The 15,180-nt window shown below is 58.1% G+C and carries 16 protein-coding genes; 8 read left to right on the forward strand and 8 right to left on the reverse strand.

The genetic code is table 11. The features are described from left to right. Positions 1–116 precede the first annotated feature (116 nt). From HXX25_RS01800 to HXX25_RS01820, 5 genes are all read left to right on the forward strand, one after another. A complete protein-coding gene (locus tag HXX25_RS01800) occupies positions 117–326 on the forward strand; it encodes a cold-shock protein (protein ID WP_187166829.1) in 210 nt (69 codons plus the stop codon). Between the two features lie 111 nt (positions 327–437). After that, positions 438–659 carry a hypothetical protein gene (locus tag HXX25_RS01805; RefSeq protein ID WP_187166830.1) on the forward strand — a complete coding sequence of 74 codons (222 nt, stop codon included), beginning with the start codon at positions 438–440 and terminating at the stop codon, positions 657–659. A gap of 113 nt (positions 660–772) precedes the next feature. Then, entirely contained in the window at positions 773–1,198 is a 426-nt protein-coding gene (locus HXX25_RS01810; protein ID WP_187166831.1) for a hypothetical protein, read from the forward strand. A gap of 519 nt (positions 1,199–1,717) precedes the next feature. Next, entirely contained in the window at positions 1,718–1,999 is a 282-nt protein-coding gene (locus HXX25_RS13925; RefSeq protein WP_187166832.1) for a type II toxin-antitoxin system RelE/ParE family toxin, read from the forward strand. Between the two features lie 11 nt (positions 2,000–2,010). Continuing rightward, positions 2,011–2,301: a HigA family addiction module antitoxin gene (locus HXX25_RS01820; RefSeq protein WP_187167719.1), complete on the forward strand. Its 291-nt coding sequence runs from the start codon at positions 2,011–2,013 to the stop codon at positions 2,299–2,301. On the opposite strand, the gene HXX25_RS01825 is transcribed toward HXX25_RS01820, so the two are convergent. Continuing rightward, complete coding sequence (locus tag HXX25_RS01825) at positions 2,298–2,669, reverse strand: 6-carboxytetrahydropterin synthase (RefSeq protein WP_187166833.1); 372 nt, start codon at positions 2,667–2,669, stop codon at positions 2,298–2,300. The genes HXX25_RS01820 and HXX25_RS01825 overlap by 4 nt on opposite strands. 13 nt (positions 2,670–2,682) lie before the next feature. Then, a complete protein-coding gene (locus HXX25_RS01830; RefSeq protein ID WP_233346806.1) occupies positions 2,683–3,690 on the reverse strand; it encodes a calcium/sodium antiporter in 1,008 nt (335 codons plus the stop codon). Positions 3,691–3,894: 204 nt separating this feature from the next. On the opposite strand from HXX25_RS01830, the gene HXX25_RS01835 reads away from it, so the two are divergent. Beyond that, positions 3,895–4,365, forward strand: a complete 471-nt coding sequence (locus HXX25_RS01835; RefSeq protein ID WP_187166834.1) for an NUDIX domain-containing protein — start codon at positions 3,895–3,897, stop codon at positions 4,363–4,365. A 67-nt stretch (positions 4,366–4,432) separates the two neighbouring features. Here the strand turns inward: HXX25_RS01835 and HXX25_RS01840 are convergent, their stop codons facing one another. The 5 genes from HXX25_RS01840 to HXX25_RS01860 all read right to left on the reverse strand — a co-directional run bounded on the left by HXX25_RS01840 (position 4,433) and on the right by HXX25_RS01860 (position 9,150). After that, entirely contained in the window at positions 4,433–5,827 is a 1,395-nt protein-coding gene (locus tag HXX25_RS01840) for a YfcC family protein (protein WP_187166835.1), read from the reverse strand. Continuing rightward, a complete protein-coding gene (locus HXX25_RS01845; protein WP_187166836.1) occupies positions 5,824–6,693 on the reverse strand; it encodes an N-formylglutamate amidohydrolase in 870 nt (289 codons plus the stop codon). The genes HXX25_RS01840 and HXX25_RS01845 overlap by 4 nt, the downstream gene beginning before the upstream one ends. Positions 6,694–7,029: 336 nt before the next feature. Beyond that, positions 7,030–7,683 carry a helix-turn-helix domain-containing protein gene (locus HXX25_RS01850; protein ID WP_187166837.1) on the reverse strand — a complete coding sequence of 218 codons (654 nt, stop codon included), beginning with the start codon at positions 7,681–7,683 and terminating at the stop codon, positions 7,030–7,032. A 96-nt stretch (positions 7,684–7,779) separates the two neighbouring features. Then, positions 7,780–8,244, reverse strand: coding sequence for a hypothetical protein (locus HXX25_RS01855; protein WP_187166838.1), 465 nt, complete (start codon positions 8,242–8,244; stop codon positions 7,780–7,782). Positions 8,245–8,721: 477 nt separating this feature from the next. Further along, the gene (locus HXX25_RS01860) at positions 8,722–9,150 is read right to left on the reverse strand and encodes a hypothetical protein (protein ID WP_187166839.1); all 429 of its coding nucleotides are present in this window, start codon (positions 9,148–9,150) and stop codon (positions 8,722–8,724) included. 601 nt (positions 9,151–9,751) lie between these two features. Here HXX25_RS01860 and HXX25_RS01865 point away from each other — a divergent pair. Then, positions 9,752–12,376, forward strand: a complete 2,625-nt coding sequence (locus HXX25_RS01865) for an N-6 DNA methylase (RefSeq protein WP_187166840.1) — start codon at positions 9,752–9,754, stop codon at positions 12,374–12,376. Then, positions 12,363–12,893 (forward strand): hypothetical protein, encoded by a 531-nt coding sequence (locus HXX25_RS01870; RefSeq protein ID WP_187166841.1) that lies wholly within the window; start codon positions 12,363–12,365, stop codon positions 12,891–12,893. Before HXX25_RS01865 ends, HXX25_RS01870 begins: the two co-directional genes overlap by 14 nt. Positions 12,894–12,981: 88 nt before the next feature. Here HXX25_RS01870 and uvrB read toward each other — a convergent pair whose 3' ends face one another. Beyond that, on the reverse strand, positions 12,982–15,138 hold the full coding sequence (uvrB, locus tag HXX25_RS01875; protein WP_187166842.1) for an excinuclease ABC subunit UvrB: 2,157 nt from the start codon (positions 15,136–15,138) through the stop codon (positions 12,982–12,984). Between the last annotated feature and the right edge of the window lie 42 nt (positions 15,139–15,180).

Below are 15,180 nucleotides of genomic sequence, written 5' to 3' on the forward strand. Positions count from 1 at the left end.
TTCCTGAAGAACGGCTTGCCGCCTTCACGGCTTTTTCCCTTCCAAATTCGACTCGTGGTTTTCGGTCTTCTGGCCGGGAGCTTGCCAATTCTGTTATCTCTTGAGAGGAAATCGCTATGACAACAGGCACCGTGAAATTTTTTAATTCCAGCAAAGGTTTTGGATTCATCCAGCCGGAAGATGGTTCGACCGACGTTTTCGTGCACGCAACAGCGCTCGAGCGCGCGGGCATTCACTCGCTGGACGAAGGTCAGAAAGTGACCTTCGACGTCGTCCAGGACAGCCGTTCCGGCAAGAATGCGGCCGACAACCTCGTTCTGGCCTGATCCGTCTTCGCCGGGCGGTCCGTCCGTCTGACGCAAATGGAATATGGTACGAAAGGCCGGGGCATGCCCCGGCCTTTCGCTTATCCCCCTTCCGGAACAAGGCCCCCACAAATGACCGATAAAAATTATGATTCAATCTTTTCGCTGGAAGCGAAGAAACCGCATACCAAGGCCGATATAACAGACGCGGCAGTGCGCGAGATCCTGCGCGAGGAATCCGGCGAGCGCGCGGCGCTGTCCGCCAAACTCCACCTGCTACGGCTGGCCAGGGACAAGGATGCCGCCGCGTCCGGCCCGAACACACCGTCAAAACCGGCACGCCCTCGCAAGTAAGAGCGGCACAAAAGTCCGCCTCCTGCCGCAATCTCCTGATGAAATATTCCGGCTTGCCCGACCGGCCCGAGTTATGACGGGCGTTTCTCCTCTTTAACCTTGAAGGTTTTTCCATGCGCTCTCTTGTCTTCCCGGCCCTGGCGGCCGGCCTGCTCGCCGCTTTCCCGGCTTTCGCCGATGAGGCCTGGGACTCCGACGCCGGCGAGATCATCTATGCCGAAGACATTGACATCCATGCCGTGCTCTTGCTGACCCAGGCCGACGGGATCGAGCGCCGCTTCTTTATCCGCGACCTTGCGGGCAATTATGATGACCGCATTGGAATGTTTGACGGCTATTGGGTAGCGTCGAACATGCCCGGAAAAACCACGGGCGACCCTTGCCCCTTCAGCATCATCGCCGCCAATGGCGAGGTCTATGACACCTGGGGTCAGGTCGTCGTCGAATTCGACTCGCCGGCCTTCCCATCCGGCTTTACCGCCCTTTCGGGCATGTGCCTGGAACCACCGGTCGAAGAATGGACGGCGTTTCTGCGCTGAGGCCGGGCGGCCACGTTTGCGTCGGGCGGTTTCGCCCCCGTTTCCACGAGGGCAAGCGGCTCACCCCGGAATGACGGTTTTTGAAAACAAAAACCAACCTCATGGTGAGGTGCTTTCCGTAAGGAAAGCCTCGAAGCACGCAGCGCGCTGAACCCCTCCTTCGAGGCTCGCTGACGCTCGCACCTCAGGATGAGGTATATTGTGAATTCAAACGCCCACTCACCTCATGGTGAGGTGCTGGCCGCAGGCCAGCCTCGAACCACGCACGCCCAAACACCGTCATCCCGGGGTGAGCCGGAGGCGAGAGCCCGGGACCCATTCCGTGGCGTCACTCCGCCGGCAGGGGTTCCGGATCGTCGCTACGCTCCGTCCGGAATGACGGAATTTGCGCTTGTCTCAAGCCGGATATCGAAGCCCGCACGAAAATGCCCCTGACCCCGCTGCAGCACGGCCCGCCCGCCACAGGACGGTCGCGTATCACACCTTGACGCACGTATCGCAGCGTGATACGCACCCTGAATGATCCAGAGCACGCGAGGTAAACGCGCCGCAAATGCCCTGAAAGGCATCTATGGAAAAGGGTTTCCCGGTGATCTGGTGAAGCGGACGCGGGCGATGCTTTCGGCGCTGGATGCAGCTGTTGTGCTGGACGATCTGCGGTTTCCGCCAGGCAACCATCTTGAGGAGCTCAAGGGTGACCGGGCCGGGCAGCACTCCGTCCGCATCAGTCGCAAATGGCGCATCTGCTTTGTCTGGACCGCCAACGGTCCCGCCAATGTCGAGATCGTGGATTACCACTGAAAGGAAACATGATGAGCCTGCTTGAAGATCCGATGCATCCCGGCGAAGTGCTGAAAGAGCTCTATCTTGATCCGCTGGACATGGGGGCGATTGCCTTTGCGCGGCGGCTGGGTGTTCCGCGCACGCGGATCGAGCGGCTGATCAAGGGAACAACGGGTATAACGCCGGACACCGCTTTGCGCCTTGCGCGGGCGTTCAGCACCATACCGGCTTACTGGATGAATCTGCAGACCAATTACGACATGGCGATCGCGCGTAAAAAGGTGGACGTCTCCTGGATCGAACCGCTCGGCGCAGCCTAACTCCGCCGCAGCACGGCCCGCTCCCCACAGGACGGGCGGCCGATTTCGACGGCGACCAGGCCCGGCAGTTTCGGGGCGAGGCGGTCGAACAGCCAGGCGCAGATATTCTCCAGTGACGGCTGGGCCAGTCCCTCCACCTCGTTCAGCAGGTGATGGTCCAGCTTGGCGACCTCCACCTTGACGATCTGTTCGATCTTCCAGGTGTCCTTGATCCAGCCCTTGTCATTGGGCTCGCCGGCCAGCGTCACCGATCCGGCAAAGGAATGGCCGTGCATCCGCGCAAACGGATGGTCTTTCGCCTCGTGCTCGAAAAAGTGAGCCGCCTCGAAGGTGAAGTCCTTCGTGATTTCCAGCCGGGATTGGGTCATGAGCCTGCGCAGGTTACGGGAACTGGATGGGGTTCATCCAGACAAGCGCCGCGATATACGCAACATAGCCGCCAAAGAAAAGCACGCCGGCCAGCCGCCCGATATTGCGGCCCGCGAAAATCAGGAGGGCGAGGAGGGCGCTGGCCCCCAGCATCACCCAGAAATCAAACCGCATGAAGGCGTCCGGCACCGGCATCGGCGCATTCGCCAGACCGGCGGCAATCCCCGTCGCGCCGCCCACGGCGAAGACGTTGAACACGTTCGAGCCCAGCACATTGCCGATGGCGAGATCGCCCTGCTTGCGCATCACGGCGGCGACAACGGTGGCAAATTCCGGCAGCGACGTGCCGATCGCCAGCGCGGTCAGGCCGATCACCGCGTCCGAGACGCCCAGAAGGCCCGCCGCGGCGGTGCCGCCGGTGACGATCATGTGCGCGCCAAAGGGCAGCGCGATGAGGCCGATGATCAGGGCCGCCATGATGCCGGGGACCGAACTCTTACCGGCGGCTGCCTCCAGCTCGGCGACTTCGGCGAGCAGCGGGTCGTCCTTGGCGCGCATCGCGGAAACGGCCAGAAGTCCGATAAAGACGAAGATCAGCGCGAACAAAACCATGCCTTCCATCAGCGAGATGGATCCGTCGCGGCTGACGATGATCAGGGCCACCCCGGAGAGCAGTGCGAACAAGGCATTGCGCCGCACGCCCCGTGTCTGTGTGCCGATAACGCCGAACAGGGCCGGCAGGCCGAGCACGAAGAGCACATTGGCAATATTGGAGCCGACGATATTGCCGAGCGCCAGACCCGGCGCGCCGGACAGGGCGGCATCGACCGACACCACCAGCTCCGGTGCCGACGTGCCGAAGGCGACAATCGTCAGGCCGACCAGGAGAGCCGGGATTTTCGCCCGCCTGGCCAGGGCCGCTGCGCCGCGGATCAGCATGTCCCCGCCAAACAGCAGGATGACGATGCCAACGAGCACGAAGCCGCCAGCCAGAAGGAGGGAGTCGTCAACTGCCATCATGTCAGCCGCACCTTCAACAGAATCGGTCTAGTCGAGACGGCCGTAATCGATGAAGTTGAGGATGCCGAAGGCGATGAACGGTATGGCAATGGCAACAAGAGCGAACATGGCAAACTCCATAAAAACGGGACGCATTGACCCGCTTTCTAACCGGCTTTGCATCGCCCCGCTAGGGAGGGACTGCGCACCCGTCCGTCCCCCCTCATGAGCTGGAAGCTGCGCCTCGAACCGGTCTTGAGACCGCTGATGCAAAGCCATTGGCGGCGCAGCCGTGGCATGACGCTCGGCGTGCAGGGGCTGGCGCTGAATGCGGTCGGCGAGATCGCGCTCGTGCGCCACACCTACCGGCCCGGCTGGCACTTCCCCGGCGGCGGGGTGGAGCGCGGCGAGACCTTGCGCGCCGCACTGGAGAAGGAAATGCGCGAGGAGGCCGGCATTGCGCTCGCCGCCGCGCCGGAGCTCTTCGGCGTCTATGCCAATGAGGCGACGTTTCGCGGCGATCATGTCGCCCTCTTCATCGTCCGCGACTGGACGCCCTGCGCGCCCGATCCTCGCGACGAGATTGCCGAAGTGATCTGGACGGCCCCCGGCGCCCTCCCGGCGCAGACGTCGGCCGCCACACGCCGCCGCCTCGCGGAAGTATTCGACGGCACCCCGGTCAGCGAGGCCTGGTAGCGCATCTTGCCGCCATGTCATCTTTGATATTTGACCATGGAATGGCGGTGTTATCGAAATCGCCGGTTCATGCGCCGAGCAGAACCGCAACGGCCAAAAGGACGCAGGCGATGAAAATAAAGGCGGCCCATAGCGGCAGGATGAATTTCGCCCAGTCGATCCAGTTGATTCTTCCAGCTGCGAGATAGGCCAGCAGGGTGCCGGAGGTTGGCGTCAGCATGTTGGTAATGCCATTGCCGAACAGGAAGGCGGAGATGGTGGTCTGCGGACCGACACCTGCCAGCTGCGCCACCGGTCCCATGATCGGCATGGTAACAGCGGCCTGGCCGGAGGTGGACGGGATCAGGAAGTCGAGCGCCAACTGTGATCCGAACATCGAGACCGCAGTGGCATAGGGGCCGTGCTCACCCACCGCACCATTGAGTGCGTGAACGATGGTGTCGAGGATGCGGCCTTCTTCCAGCACGATGGTGACGGCCATGGCGACACCAATCAGCGCGCTGGCAAGCAGGACTTTCTTCATCCCCGAGACAAAGGCATCGGCGTTGGCACTGGCGCTGGTCCCGCTCGCGGCCGCGAGGGCCAGGCTCATCGCGATGTAGCAGGTCGACAATTCATGGTGCGACCAGCCCCATCGCGTGGATCCGGCCAGAATGACACCAATGCCGGTCACCAGGATCGCCAGCATCGCGCCTTCGTGCAGTGACAGGGGCGGGGCGGAATGAGCCTCCAGGTCCACGCGCGTTTCCGGTTTGAGCTTGCGCAGGCGGTAGAGCATGAAGGCGATTCCGGCCGTCAGAAAGACGGCGTAGAAGCCGAGGCGGAGCGGGGCGCCGGAAAAGATAGGCACGCCCAGCAGCGGCTGTGCGATGGTGAGCGGAATCGGATTGGTCACCGAGGCGAGATAGCCGATCTTCACCGCAATGGTGACAATGGCAAAGCCGACAATGCTCGGCAGTCCGATCCGTGTGGCCATCGCGGTCATGACCGGAATGACGATCAGATATTCCGAGGCGAGGCCGAGAAAGGCGCTGCCCGCGGAAAAGATCGTCATCAGCACGATCACGAGAATGCCGACATTGCCCCTGGCCGCGCCCAGAAGCCGGTTGATGCCATTCTCGACAACACCGGCGCGATCAAGGATTCCGAACATTCCGCCGATCAACAGCACCATGAAGATCAGATTGGCGGCCCGCTCCAGTCCGGCAGGAATGGCGAGCAGGGACTGGGTCAGGCTGACCGCCGCGACCCGGCCCTCCCCGGCGGCCTCCGACGGCAGCACTATCCCGACCAGCGAGCGATCCTTTTCCAGCGGCTCGTAGCTGCCGGGGATGACCAGACGGCCCTCGCGTTCATAGAAGCCCGATCCGATCACCCAGGTCAGCGCCGTCGCCAGCACCAGAATGCCGAGCAGGATGACGATGGGGTTGGTGGCCCGCCGCTGTGTTGGAGCTGGGGTCATTTGGCCCTCCCGGTCTGTGCGCGGACATAGTCCGCCAGCTGTTGTGAGATATCGGTCAGATCCTGCCGGAAGGCTGCATAGGCGGGTGACTTTTCCGCCCGCGCCTCGTCGAGATAGAGCGCCCGGTTGATCTCGATCTGCAGGCTGTGGCGCTGCGCCCCGGGTCGCCCGTGACGCTGGACGATATAGCCGCCCTTGTAGGGGGCATTGCGCGCCACCGAATAGCCGCGATCGGTAAAGGCGCGCGCGACCAGATCGGAGAAACCGGCGCTGGCGCTCTGCCCGTCCAGATCGCCCAGCACGATATCGGGCCGGGCCGCGCCATGGTCGATATTCATGGCGTTGGCGCGCGATTTCATGGAGTGGCAATCGATATGCCAGACCGCACCGAATTGCGCGTGCAGCGTATCGATCCGTGCCGACAGGGCAGCGTGATAGGGCGCATGATAGCGCGTGATCCAGTCGCGCACCGTCGCCGGAGAGAGCCGGCCCGCATGCATCGGGCGGCCGGGCAGGATATCGCGCCGGATCAGCCCCATGCCGCGCTGCGAATACCGCGTCGGCGACAGCGCCCCCCAGGCGTCGGGCCAGGGCGCATCCAGCAGCGCCGGATCCAGATCGTCCGGCGCGCGGTTCGCATCGATCAGGGCGCGCGGAAAGCCGGCCGCGATCAGGCTCGCGCCGAAAGTCGTTGCGCCGGCCCACAGATCGTCGACATGCGCATCCCAGGCCGTCCGCAATTCCGCTGCCGTGGCAAGGCTCGTGAAGTCATCGGGAAAGTGTGTGCCGCTATGGGGTGAGTCAAACACCAGCGGCAAAGTCAGGTCCGGGACCGGCAGCCGGATCAGAACCGGCCCGCCCGTCATCACGCCGCCCGGCAGGAGGGAGGCAGGCCGCCCGTCCGGTCCGCATTCGCAAGGCCGCCAGTCTCACGCGCTCGCATTCTGCCTTGCCCCCCGTGGAGTGTCGGCCGGTCAAATCGCTCCGGCGCGTCTCCTGTTGTGGCCGACCAGCGGCCCTGATCTGACACTAGGGCGGGAAACGGCCCGCGGGCAAGATGGATTCCGCTTGCCCGGATCTGGCCGGCGGTCGCCAGCTGCGCCGCGTGTTGCTGCAGGGCTTTCGCGGCGTCGAGGGCGGAGAGGTCTGGCGCAAAGCCTTTCCCCTCCCCATCAAGGGGAGGGGAAAGGTACCCGCCCCCCTCAGATATCCGACCCGTCCAGAAAGGCCTCCAGGAATTCCTCCACGCTGCAATTATTCCGCTCCGCCATGAAATAGACCGCCTTGGGCAGGCATCTTTCCGGGTCGGGGTCGCCGTCCGCCTTCATCTGATGATAGTGCTTGCTGATCCGGTGAAAGCGCTCCGCCAGTTTGGCCCGGATCTCGTCCGGGTCTGGCTTCGGCGGCTCCGGGGCGGGCGCACCGCCGACCCGGCCCAGCAGATATTCCGTGCGCAGGATGCGGTCGGCCAGCCGCGCCGCCGCCTCTGCGGGGCGGATCTGCCCGGCGGCCGCCAGATCGGCACTCCTCTGGTGCAATTGCCGGACGGTTTCCAGCGGGGAACGTGCGGTCTGAAGATCTGTCTCCCCTCCCGCATTCAATCTCGCGTCTTCGTCCGAATGCGCCCGGCGCGGGACCGGACGATCTCGAGGTCCTCCGGTCAAGCCGGAGGAAGACGGGCTCGCGTGGGAAATCCCCTCCGCCTCCAGATCCTCGACGCGCCAGCCGCCCTGCGCCGCCCAGCCATAGATGGTCGAGGGCGAGCGCCCCACGGCGCGGGCCACCTCGTGGACGGGCACGCCCTCGCGGCGCATCTGCTCGGCCCGGGCTCTCAGGGTGAAAATCGGTGGTGTCACCGGGGCAGTATCGCCGCGCCGGCGCTTGCGTGGATTATTTGCGTTTTGCCGCGCGTTTTCCCTCCCCATCAAGGGGAGGGGAAGAAAAGCCGGGCCTCAGTCCTGCGGACGCAGGCAGCGGAACTCGCCCTGCACGCGGCCATCGGCCGGCACCAGGGAGAGATAGATCGCATTCACGCCATCCCCGTCGATGGGCGCGCCGTCATTGTCGAAGGCCTCGCCCGCATCCAGAGCGGCCACGGCGGCGGCGATCGACTCGTCATAGCGGCTCCAGTCCGAGACCGGGCAGGAGACATGGCGGTCGAACTGGCCCATCACCTGGCGCAGGCGCATGCCGTTCTGCGCATCCAGCGGCGCATCCATGTCGAGCTGATAGGCCGGCTCGGTGCAATACTCCGCACGAATGGTGATCTGCGTGCCATCGGGAAAGGTGCGGCTTTCCGCGCGGCCACCGGCCTCCGATTGCACGATGTCGGGCAGGCCGAATGAATAGGCGGAATGGTCAATACAGTCCTCGCGCGACGCGCCCAGTGCGGCGGCCAGCAGAAAAATCTCGATCATGTGGATGGGTCCCTGTCAGTCTCCGGGCGGGAATCGCCGGTCAAAAACCGATCGCTAATCCGGCGGCCGGCCCCTGTCATCTGAAAAATGAGGCGGGGTGTATTTTTGTGGCCCTCCACCGTCATCCCTGCGAAGGCAGGGACCCAGTTGCGATCGTGAAATCACGCAGGCCTGAGCCAACCAGCCGCCCGCTTCAACGCCGCGCAGATTGCGCGCATGGATTTATGGGGTCACCGCTGCTCTGGGTCCCTGCCTCCGCAGGGATGACGTTTAGAAGTAGCGCTTACCTACCTCATGCTGAGGTGCTGCCGACAGGCAGCCTCGAAGCACGCACCCCGCTGGACCCCTCCTTCGAGGCTCGCTGACGCTCGCACCTCAGGATGAGGTATCTGTTTGTCATCTACCAACCTACCTCATGGTGAGGTGCTTTTCGCAGAAAAGCCTCGAACCACGCACCACGTTAATCCACGCACACCCTTACTTCGGGGGATCAGTGGGATAGCTGGCTGGCAAAAGAACCGTGATCAATTCTTCCAGAGAGATGTCAAACGCTCCGCCGCCTGCGTCGCGCCAATACGCCATTCCGTTTTCAAATTCAGGTGACACCTCGCCGGTGCCGGTCTGCGTGTCTAGAAAAGCGGGCAGAGCACTGGCCAGATAGGGCAGGTGACCGATCACCCCGCCGGGCGCATATTCCGGCGGAATACCGGAGACGGAGATGTGCACCACATCACCCAGCCCGTCGGCTGTCTCCAGATGCCCGATCACGACGCGCACACTGTCCAGCCCCTCGCCCTGAATGGACCATTCCTGGCCCACGGCCAGAGGGGCGGGCGCTTGCGCGGCGGCAATGGAGAACAGGCTGGCAATCGCGGCGAGGGTGAAAGTCAGAATTCGGGTCAGCATGTCGGGGCTCCGGTTTGTGTATTGGTCCAGACGCTAAATCATCCGGTCCATGTGTGCCAGAGAGCAGGCGGTGTCATACATCCCGCAGTCTATGCGGGGCAGAGGGAGCGTGGATTGTTTTTGGCCTCACGCCCTCTCCCGTCATCCCTGCGAAGGCAGGGACCCAGTTACGCCATCACAACCCGCACGCCCTGAGCCAACCAGAGGCCGTCATCCACGCTGCGCAGATCGTGGGCAGGGCATCGAAGCCTCATCGTTGCTCTGGGTCCCTGCCTTCGCAGGGATGACGTTTGAAAGTAGCGCCAACTCACCTCATGCCTGTCCTCAACTTGATTAGGGAGTGAGGTGCCCGGCACAGCCGGGCCTCGAACCACGCATTTCGCTGGACCCCTCCTTCGAGGCTCAATTCACTGTCCAAACGGGTAAGTCAGTATCGAAACGCCGGCCAATTACTCTGTATAGCCCGGGGGTAAATTCCTTCGTAGATTCCATCGCAATTCTCGATTTTGCTGCCAACCTGTGTTAGCGGACTTACAGCAGGTGAATTTGAGAGCGGCTCAAAAACCAAATTAGAAAACATCCGTGAGAAAGCGTAAATAAAGTGAAAGCCTTCGACTATCTACAACAAGTGATCGCGGACCGAACGACAGATGAGACGCGGCGGGTGGCTCTAAAAAGCTTTGCGACTGCCCTAGATTGGACACCGCATTCTGAATTGCGAGAACGCTACCAAACAGCAACGGCGATTAGCCATTTAGTCGTTGAGCATGGAATTGAAAATGCCGCCGCTTTAACATTTTTGGCACCAGGTGAAAGAGCGTCCGAATTAAGCGCAAGTCAAATCGAAAAATTGTTAGAAATATCATATAATAACCTTATTGATTGGCATATATTTATTTCCAATAACGACGTTCGAATTGTAAACAATCTGTCGTTTCCTGATGTTGATAATTTGTATTCAATAAGGGAAGAAAATATTTCAGATGTGCTTTCAGTTACTGGCTTCAACGAAATAAGTCGAAATGAAAAGATAAAGAAATATGACCGAAGATGCGATGAGGTTGTAATAAATGTTATTGCTAGATGGAAAAAAATAATCTCGTCCGAAATTCCTAATATAGATAACAAATCATTGTCATCGATCTTTAATGCGATGATATTTGTTAGAGCATGCGAAGATCAAAAACGACAAGATTTTTTGGACGAAGAAAGAGTATTGTTAGCTGAATTATCAAATTCCGATGAATCCAAAATATCAGAAATATTAAGGGCCGTACTTCGTAAATTTGAAATAATGCCAGATGATTTGAATTTTATTGATTGGGAAGATGTCAATAAGTTTGATATTTTGGATAAGTATACAGTTGAAAATCTATTTATCGACTTCTATAGGCCTAGATCTGTTAGCTATAATTTCAATTTCGCTTTGATGTCAAAGCATGCATTGAGCAGAATATATGAAAAATACATTTCTCTTTTATATTACACCGAGAATGAAAAGGATTCTCAGATAAGTTTTTTACCGACTTTACCTAGCGTTGCTCAACCAGAAAAATCGGGGTCTGTATTCACACCTCAATATATAGCTTCATTTTTTTCGCGATATCTTCGTGATAATACACCGCCTAGGCGATTCCGACAGTTAAAGGTAATCGATCCAGCGTGTGGGTCAGGGATTTTTCTTAGAACGGTTCTTGAGCATCAAGCTAGTCCACTTGATTTTCGGGTGGATCGAACGTCAATTGATGCAGCGTTCGCTAACATTTATGGCATAGATAGAGACCCAAATGCGTGTTCAGCAACGCGGTTATCGCTTGCGCTATTACACTTGGTAATTACTGACGAGATACCGTCAAGGCCACTCCAGATAAGCAACACTGACGCTCTTGATGCCTTTCTAAATCGAGAAGTGGGCGTCAATTCCTTTGATGCTGTAATTGCAAACCCGCCATATATTAAATTGGATCATCTCAATGAAGCTGATCGGGATAAGATCTCAAATGTGCTAGGCGACTTGAAAGAGCAACGGGTTGATTCCTATCTAGCATTTGTGGCTATGGCGATGCACATCGCGCGACCTGGTGGGTTTGTATGTCTAGTTTTACCGCAAGCTTTTTTATCATCGCGTAACGCTAGCAAAGTGCGGAGTTGGATTTCGAAAGAATTTACCGTCCGGCTTTGTGCAGACTTGAGTTCACTGGATGTGTTTAGTGGCGTGGGCGCCTACACTCTACTTCTGATTTTGGAGAAGGTTGGCCCTAGGCAATCCCAAGTTAGAGCAACGATCGCTAAAATTGCTGACTATGTTGGGCCCGCTCTCCAAGCATGCTTGGATGGCAGAGCGGTAGACACCCCTTATTATAGTGTTTTTGACGTTGAGCAGGATTATTTTGATAAAGTAAATTGGGTGTTGCTCTCCCCAGAGGAAAACCGGCTAGATCGACTTCTAAACAGTCACAAAACGCTTTCTGTTTATATGTCGGTTAAACAGGGGTTTGTTACCGGCGCTGATAAGGTGTTCATTCGTTCCAAAAAGGACATCCCCCTGAAGGAGCGGGCAGTTTGGCTTGATTATCTCAAAGATAGAGAAATTTCGCGTTACGAATTGCCAAAAAATGTAAATAGCGTTGTGTTTTTCCCTTTTCAAAATGGTAAGCCATTGGAGGAAAAAGAGCTTAAAGAACTTTATCCGAAGTCATATGAGTATCTATTGAGTCACAAAGGGATTCTTGAAAAACGTGGCGCTGTTTCTAGGCACGCCAATCCTTGGTGGCGACCAGTTCGGCCTCGAGGTCCTGACGTAATGTGCAGGCCGAAAATTGTTTGCCCACACCTGATGCTGGTTCCGAGATTTGGTATAGATAGGCGTGGCTCGTTCGCGGTAAGTCATACTCCAATGGTATTGGGGAGGGATGCGGATGATGATAATCATGTTCTTCTAAATTATTTTGCCGCCGTTCTAAATTCATCGGTAGCTAGGTGGTATCTCAACACACATGCACCCCGATATAGTAAGGGGTATGTCAGAATTGAGGTCGCATCACTTAAAGCGATGCCTGTGCCAAACCCAAAAAACGTTCCCATTTCGACACTGAAAACAATTTCGGACAAAATTGACGATCAAAACTGTAACGAAAAAGAACGGCAAATCGAGTTAGATGAGATTATATCAGATTTATTTGGCTTGGACATTGAGCTTAAACGGTATCTAAATGTTGGAGATTAATGAATCTGAAATTGTAAAGAGGCGTAGCCGTCTAGAAGCCGTTCTCAATCAGATATGTCGTAACAGTAAAGCTAATGTTCAAATAATAAACGGAAATGATTGTGTTGAATTGGTTTTAACACAAGGACAAACAAGAGCAGCTTCTCTTCTAAGGTACCCATCTCGAAAAGAAAGTATATACCTTAATTTTGTTGAGCGTTGGAGTTTGGTGAGTGCCGAAAAATACAACCTAATTCAATCTTATTTACACATTTATGAATATAATAAAATAAAAGATTGTGAAGAAGAGGTGATTGCCTACCATTGCGATCCATATATTAGTGGAGCTGAAAATAACATATATATGAAATTACCGCATATGCATTTCAAAGATTTACGACGTGATTTGTCTAAAGCGCACATTTCTGTTTGTTTGATTGGCCAGGCGACTGTCTATAAATCGCCAAGTGATTACAGCAATGAGCTTGCTCGTGTGGTGAGATTAATAAATGTCGAGTTGATGTCTCGGTTGGGCTAGGAGTTTACGAACCTTCAGTCCGCGATTTCCCTGCTAACATTGAGGGGCCGCCACCGCACATATCGCCTCGCCGTATCGCTGAAACCAACTACTCCCCCTCCAACTGCTTGATCTGATCGCGCAGCTCCGCAGCGGTTTCAAACTCCAGATTCGCCGCGGCCTCCCGCATCTGTTTTTCCAGATCAGCGACCACGGCGCGCAGATTATTCGGTTCGAACGCCACCTGATTTTCGGCGGCCTTGGTTTCCCGTCTTTGCGACCTGCCACGTGTCCGCCCTGACCGACCGGCGGCGGTTTTTTCCATGACGCCTTCGAGCACATCTGAAATGCCGCGCACAATCGAGGTCGGCGTAATGTTGTGTTCGATATTGTGGGCGTGTTGTTTTTCGCGGCGACGTTCGGTCTCATCCATCGCGCGCTGCATGGAACTGGTGATCTTGTCGGCATAGAGGATGACTTTCGCATCCGCATTGCGCGCCGCGCGGCCAATCGTCTGCACCATGCTGGTTTCAGAGCGCAGAAAGCCTTCCTTATCCGCATCAAGAATGCCCACAAGGCCACATTCGGGGATATCGAGGCCTTCGCGCAAAAGGTTGATGCCGACCAGCACATCATAGACGCCGAGACGTAAGTCGCGGATCAGCTCGATACGCTCCACCGTGTCGACATCGGAGTGCATGTAGCGGACTTTCAGCCCCTGCTCGTGCATGTATTCGGTGAGATCCTCGGCCATGCGCTTGGTGAGGGTGGTGACCAGGGTGCGGAAGCCATTGGCCGCCGTGGCGCGGGCTTCATCGATAATGTCATCGACCTGGCTGGCCCCGTCCTTCGACACCGGGCGGACCTCGACCGGCGGATCGACCAGCCCGGTGGGGCGGATGACCTGTTCGGTGAAGACGCCGCCCGTGCGCTGCAATTCCCAGCCGCCGGGCGTCGCCGAGACACAGACGGTCTGCGGCCGCATGAGGTCCCATTCCTCGAATTTCAGCGGGCGGTTATCGAGGCAGGAGGGCAGGCGAAAGCCGTGATCGGCCAGCGTTTTCTTGCGGCTGAAGTCGCCCTTGAACATGGCGCCCAGCTGCGGAATCGTCTGGTGGCTCTCATCGACAAAGACGAGGGCATCCTCCGGGATATATTCAAACAATGTGGGCGGCGGCTCGCCCGGCTTGCGGCCGGTGAGGTAGCGCGAATAATTCTCGATGCCGGCGCACGAGCCCGTCGCGCCGATCATTTCCAGATCAAATTCCGTGCGCTGGGCGAGGCGTTGCGCTTCGAGCAGCTTGCCGTTTTGCTCCATCCAGGCGAGGCGGACTTTCAGCTCCTCCTTGATGGAGGCCATGGCCTGATGCAGCGTCGGGCGCGGCGTCACATAGTGCGAATTGGCGTAGATCTTGACCGAATTGAGCTCGGTCTGGGCGCGCCCGGTCAGCGGGTCGAATTCGGTGATGCGCTCGACCTCGTCACCAAAGAAATCCACGCGCCAGGCCCGGTCGTCATAATGCGCCGGGAAGATTTCCAGCACATCGCCCCTCAGGCGGAAGGTGCCGCGCTGGAAAGCCGCGTCATTGCGCGTGTATTGCAGGGCGACGAGTTTCTTCGCGACCTCGCGCGGATCGGCGGTGGCGCCGGTCTTCAGCTCGAACGTCATCGCCGTATAGGTCTCGACCGAGCCGATGCCGTAAATGCAGGAGACGGAGGCGATAATGATCACATCATCCCGCTCCAGGATGGAACGGGTGGCGGCGTGGCGCATCCTATCAATCGCCTCATTGATCGAAGACTCTTTCTCAATGTACGTGTCGGTGCGCGGCACATAGGCTTCGGGCATGTAGTAGTCGTAGTAGGAGACAAAATACTCGACGGCATTACGGGGAAAAAAGCTCTTGAATTCGCCGTATAACTGCGCCGCCAGCGTCTTGTTCGGCGCCAGGATCAGCGCCGGGCGCTGCACCGCTTCAATGATTTTCGCCATGGTGAAGGTCTTGCCCGTCCCCGTCGCCCCGAGGAGTACCTGGTCTCTCTCCTGCGCATTGAGACCGTGGACAAGTTCGGAAATCGCCGAGGGCTGGTCTCCGGTCGGCGAATATTCCGAGACACATTCGAACCGGACTCCGCCCTCCGATTTCTCCGGACGGGCAGGGCGGTGCGGCACCCAGGCAGCGGGCGTCGGCACCGGACTTTCGATTTCGAATTTCGCCTGCCCCATATCGCGGACGGCACTGTCATCAGTGGTGAGTCGGGCCATGCCTCAGATATACGGACTCCGGCGCAGGGTTTCCAGTTTGTT

It is taken from the genome of Hyphobacterium sp. CCMP332, from assembly GCF_014323565.1.
Lineage (GTDB): Bacteria > Pseudomonadota > Alphaproteobacteria > Caulobacterales > Maricaulaceae > Hyphobacterium.

Bases quoted from the DNA above. Each gene is read 5' to 3' on its own strand.
- HXX25_RS01800 (WP_187166829.1), top strand. From the start codon at position 117: ATGACAACAGGCACCGTGAAATTTTTTAATTCCAGCAAAGGTTTTGGA.
- HXX25_RS01805 (WP_187166830.1), top strand. From the start codon at position 438: ATGACCGATAAAAATTATGATTCAATCTTTTCGCTGGAAGCGAAGAAA.
- HXX25_RS01810 (WP_187166831.1), top strand. From the start codon at position 773: ATGCGCTCTCTTGTCTTCCCGGCCCTGGCGGCCGGCCTGCTCGCCGCT.
- HXX25_RS13925 (WP_187166832.1), top strand. From the start codon at position 1,718: ATGATCCAGAGCACGCGAGGTAAACGCGCCGCAAATGCCCTGAAAGGC.
- HXX25_RS01820 (WP_187167719.1), top strand. From the start codon at position 2,011: ATGAGCCTGCTTGAAGATCCGATGCATCCCGGCGAAGTGCTGAAAGAG.
- HXX25_RS01825 (WP_187166833.1), bottom strand. From the start codon at position 2,669: ATGACCCAATCCCGGCTGGAAATCACGAAGGACTTCACCTTCGAGGCG.
- HXX25_RS01830 (WP_233346806.1), bottom strand. From the start codon at position 3,690: ATGATGGCAGTTGACGACTCCCTCCTTCTGGCTGGCGGCTTCGTGCTC.
- HXX25_RS01835 (WP_187166834.1), top strand. From the start codon at position 3,895: ATGAGCTGGAAGCTGCGCCTCGAACCGGTCTTGAGACCGCTGATGCAA.
- HXX25_RS01840 (WP_187166835.1), bottom strand. From the start codon at position 5,827: ATGACCCCAGCTCCAACACAGCGGCGGGCCACCAACCCCATCGTCATC.
- HXX25_RS01845 (WP_187166836.1), bottom strand. From the start codon at position 6,693: ATGACGGGCGGGCCGGTTCTGATCCGGCTGCCGGTCCCGGACCTGACT.
- HXX25_RS01855 (WP_187166838.1), bottom strand. From the start codon at position 8,244: ATGATCGAGATTTTTCTGCTGGCCGCCGCACTGGGCGCGTCGCGCGAG.
- HXX25_RS01860 (WP_187166839.1), bottom strand. From the start codon at position 9,150: ATGCTGACCCGAATTCTGACTTTCACCCTCGCCGCGATTGCCAGCCTG.
- HXX25_RS01870 (WP_187166841.1), top strand. From the start codon at position 12,363: ATGTTGGAGATTAATGAATCTGAAATTGTAAAGAGGCGTAGCCGTCTA.
- uvrB (WP_187166842.1), bottom strand. From the start codon at position 15,138: ATGGCCCGACTCACCACTGATGACAGTGCCGTCCGCGATATGGGGCAG.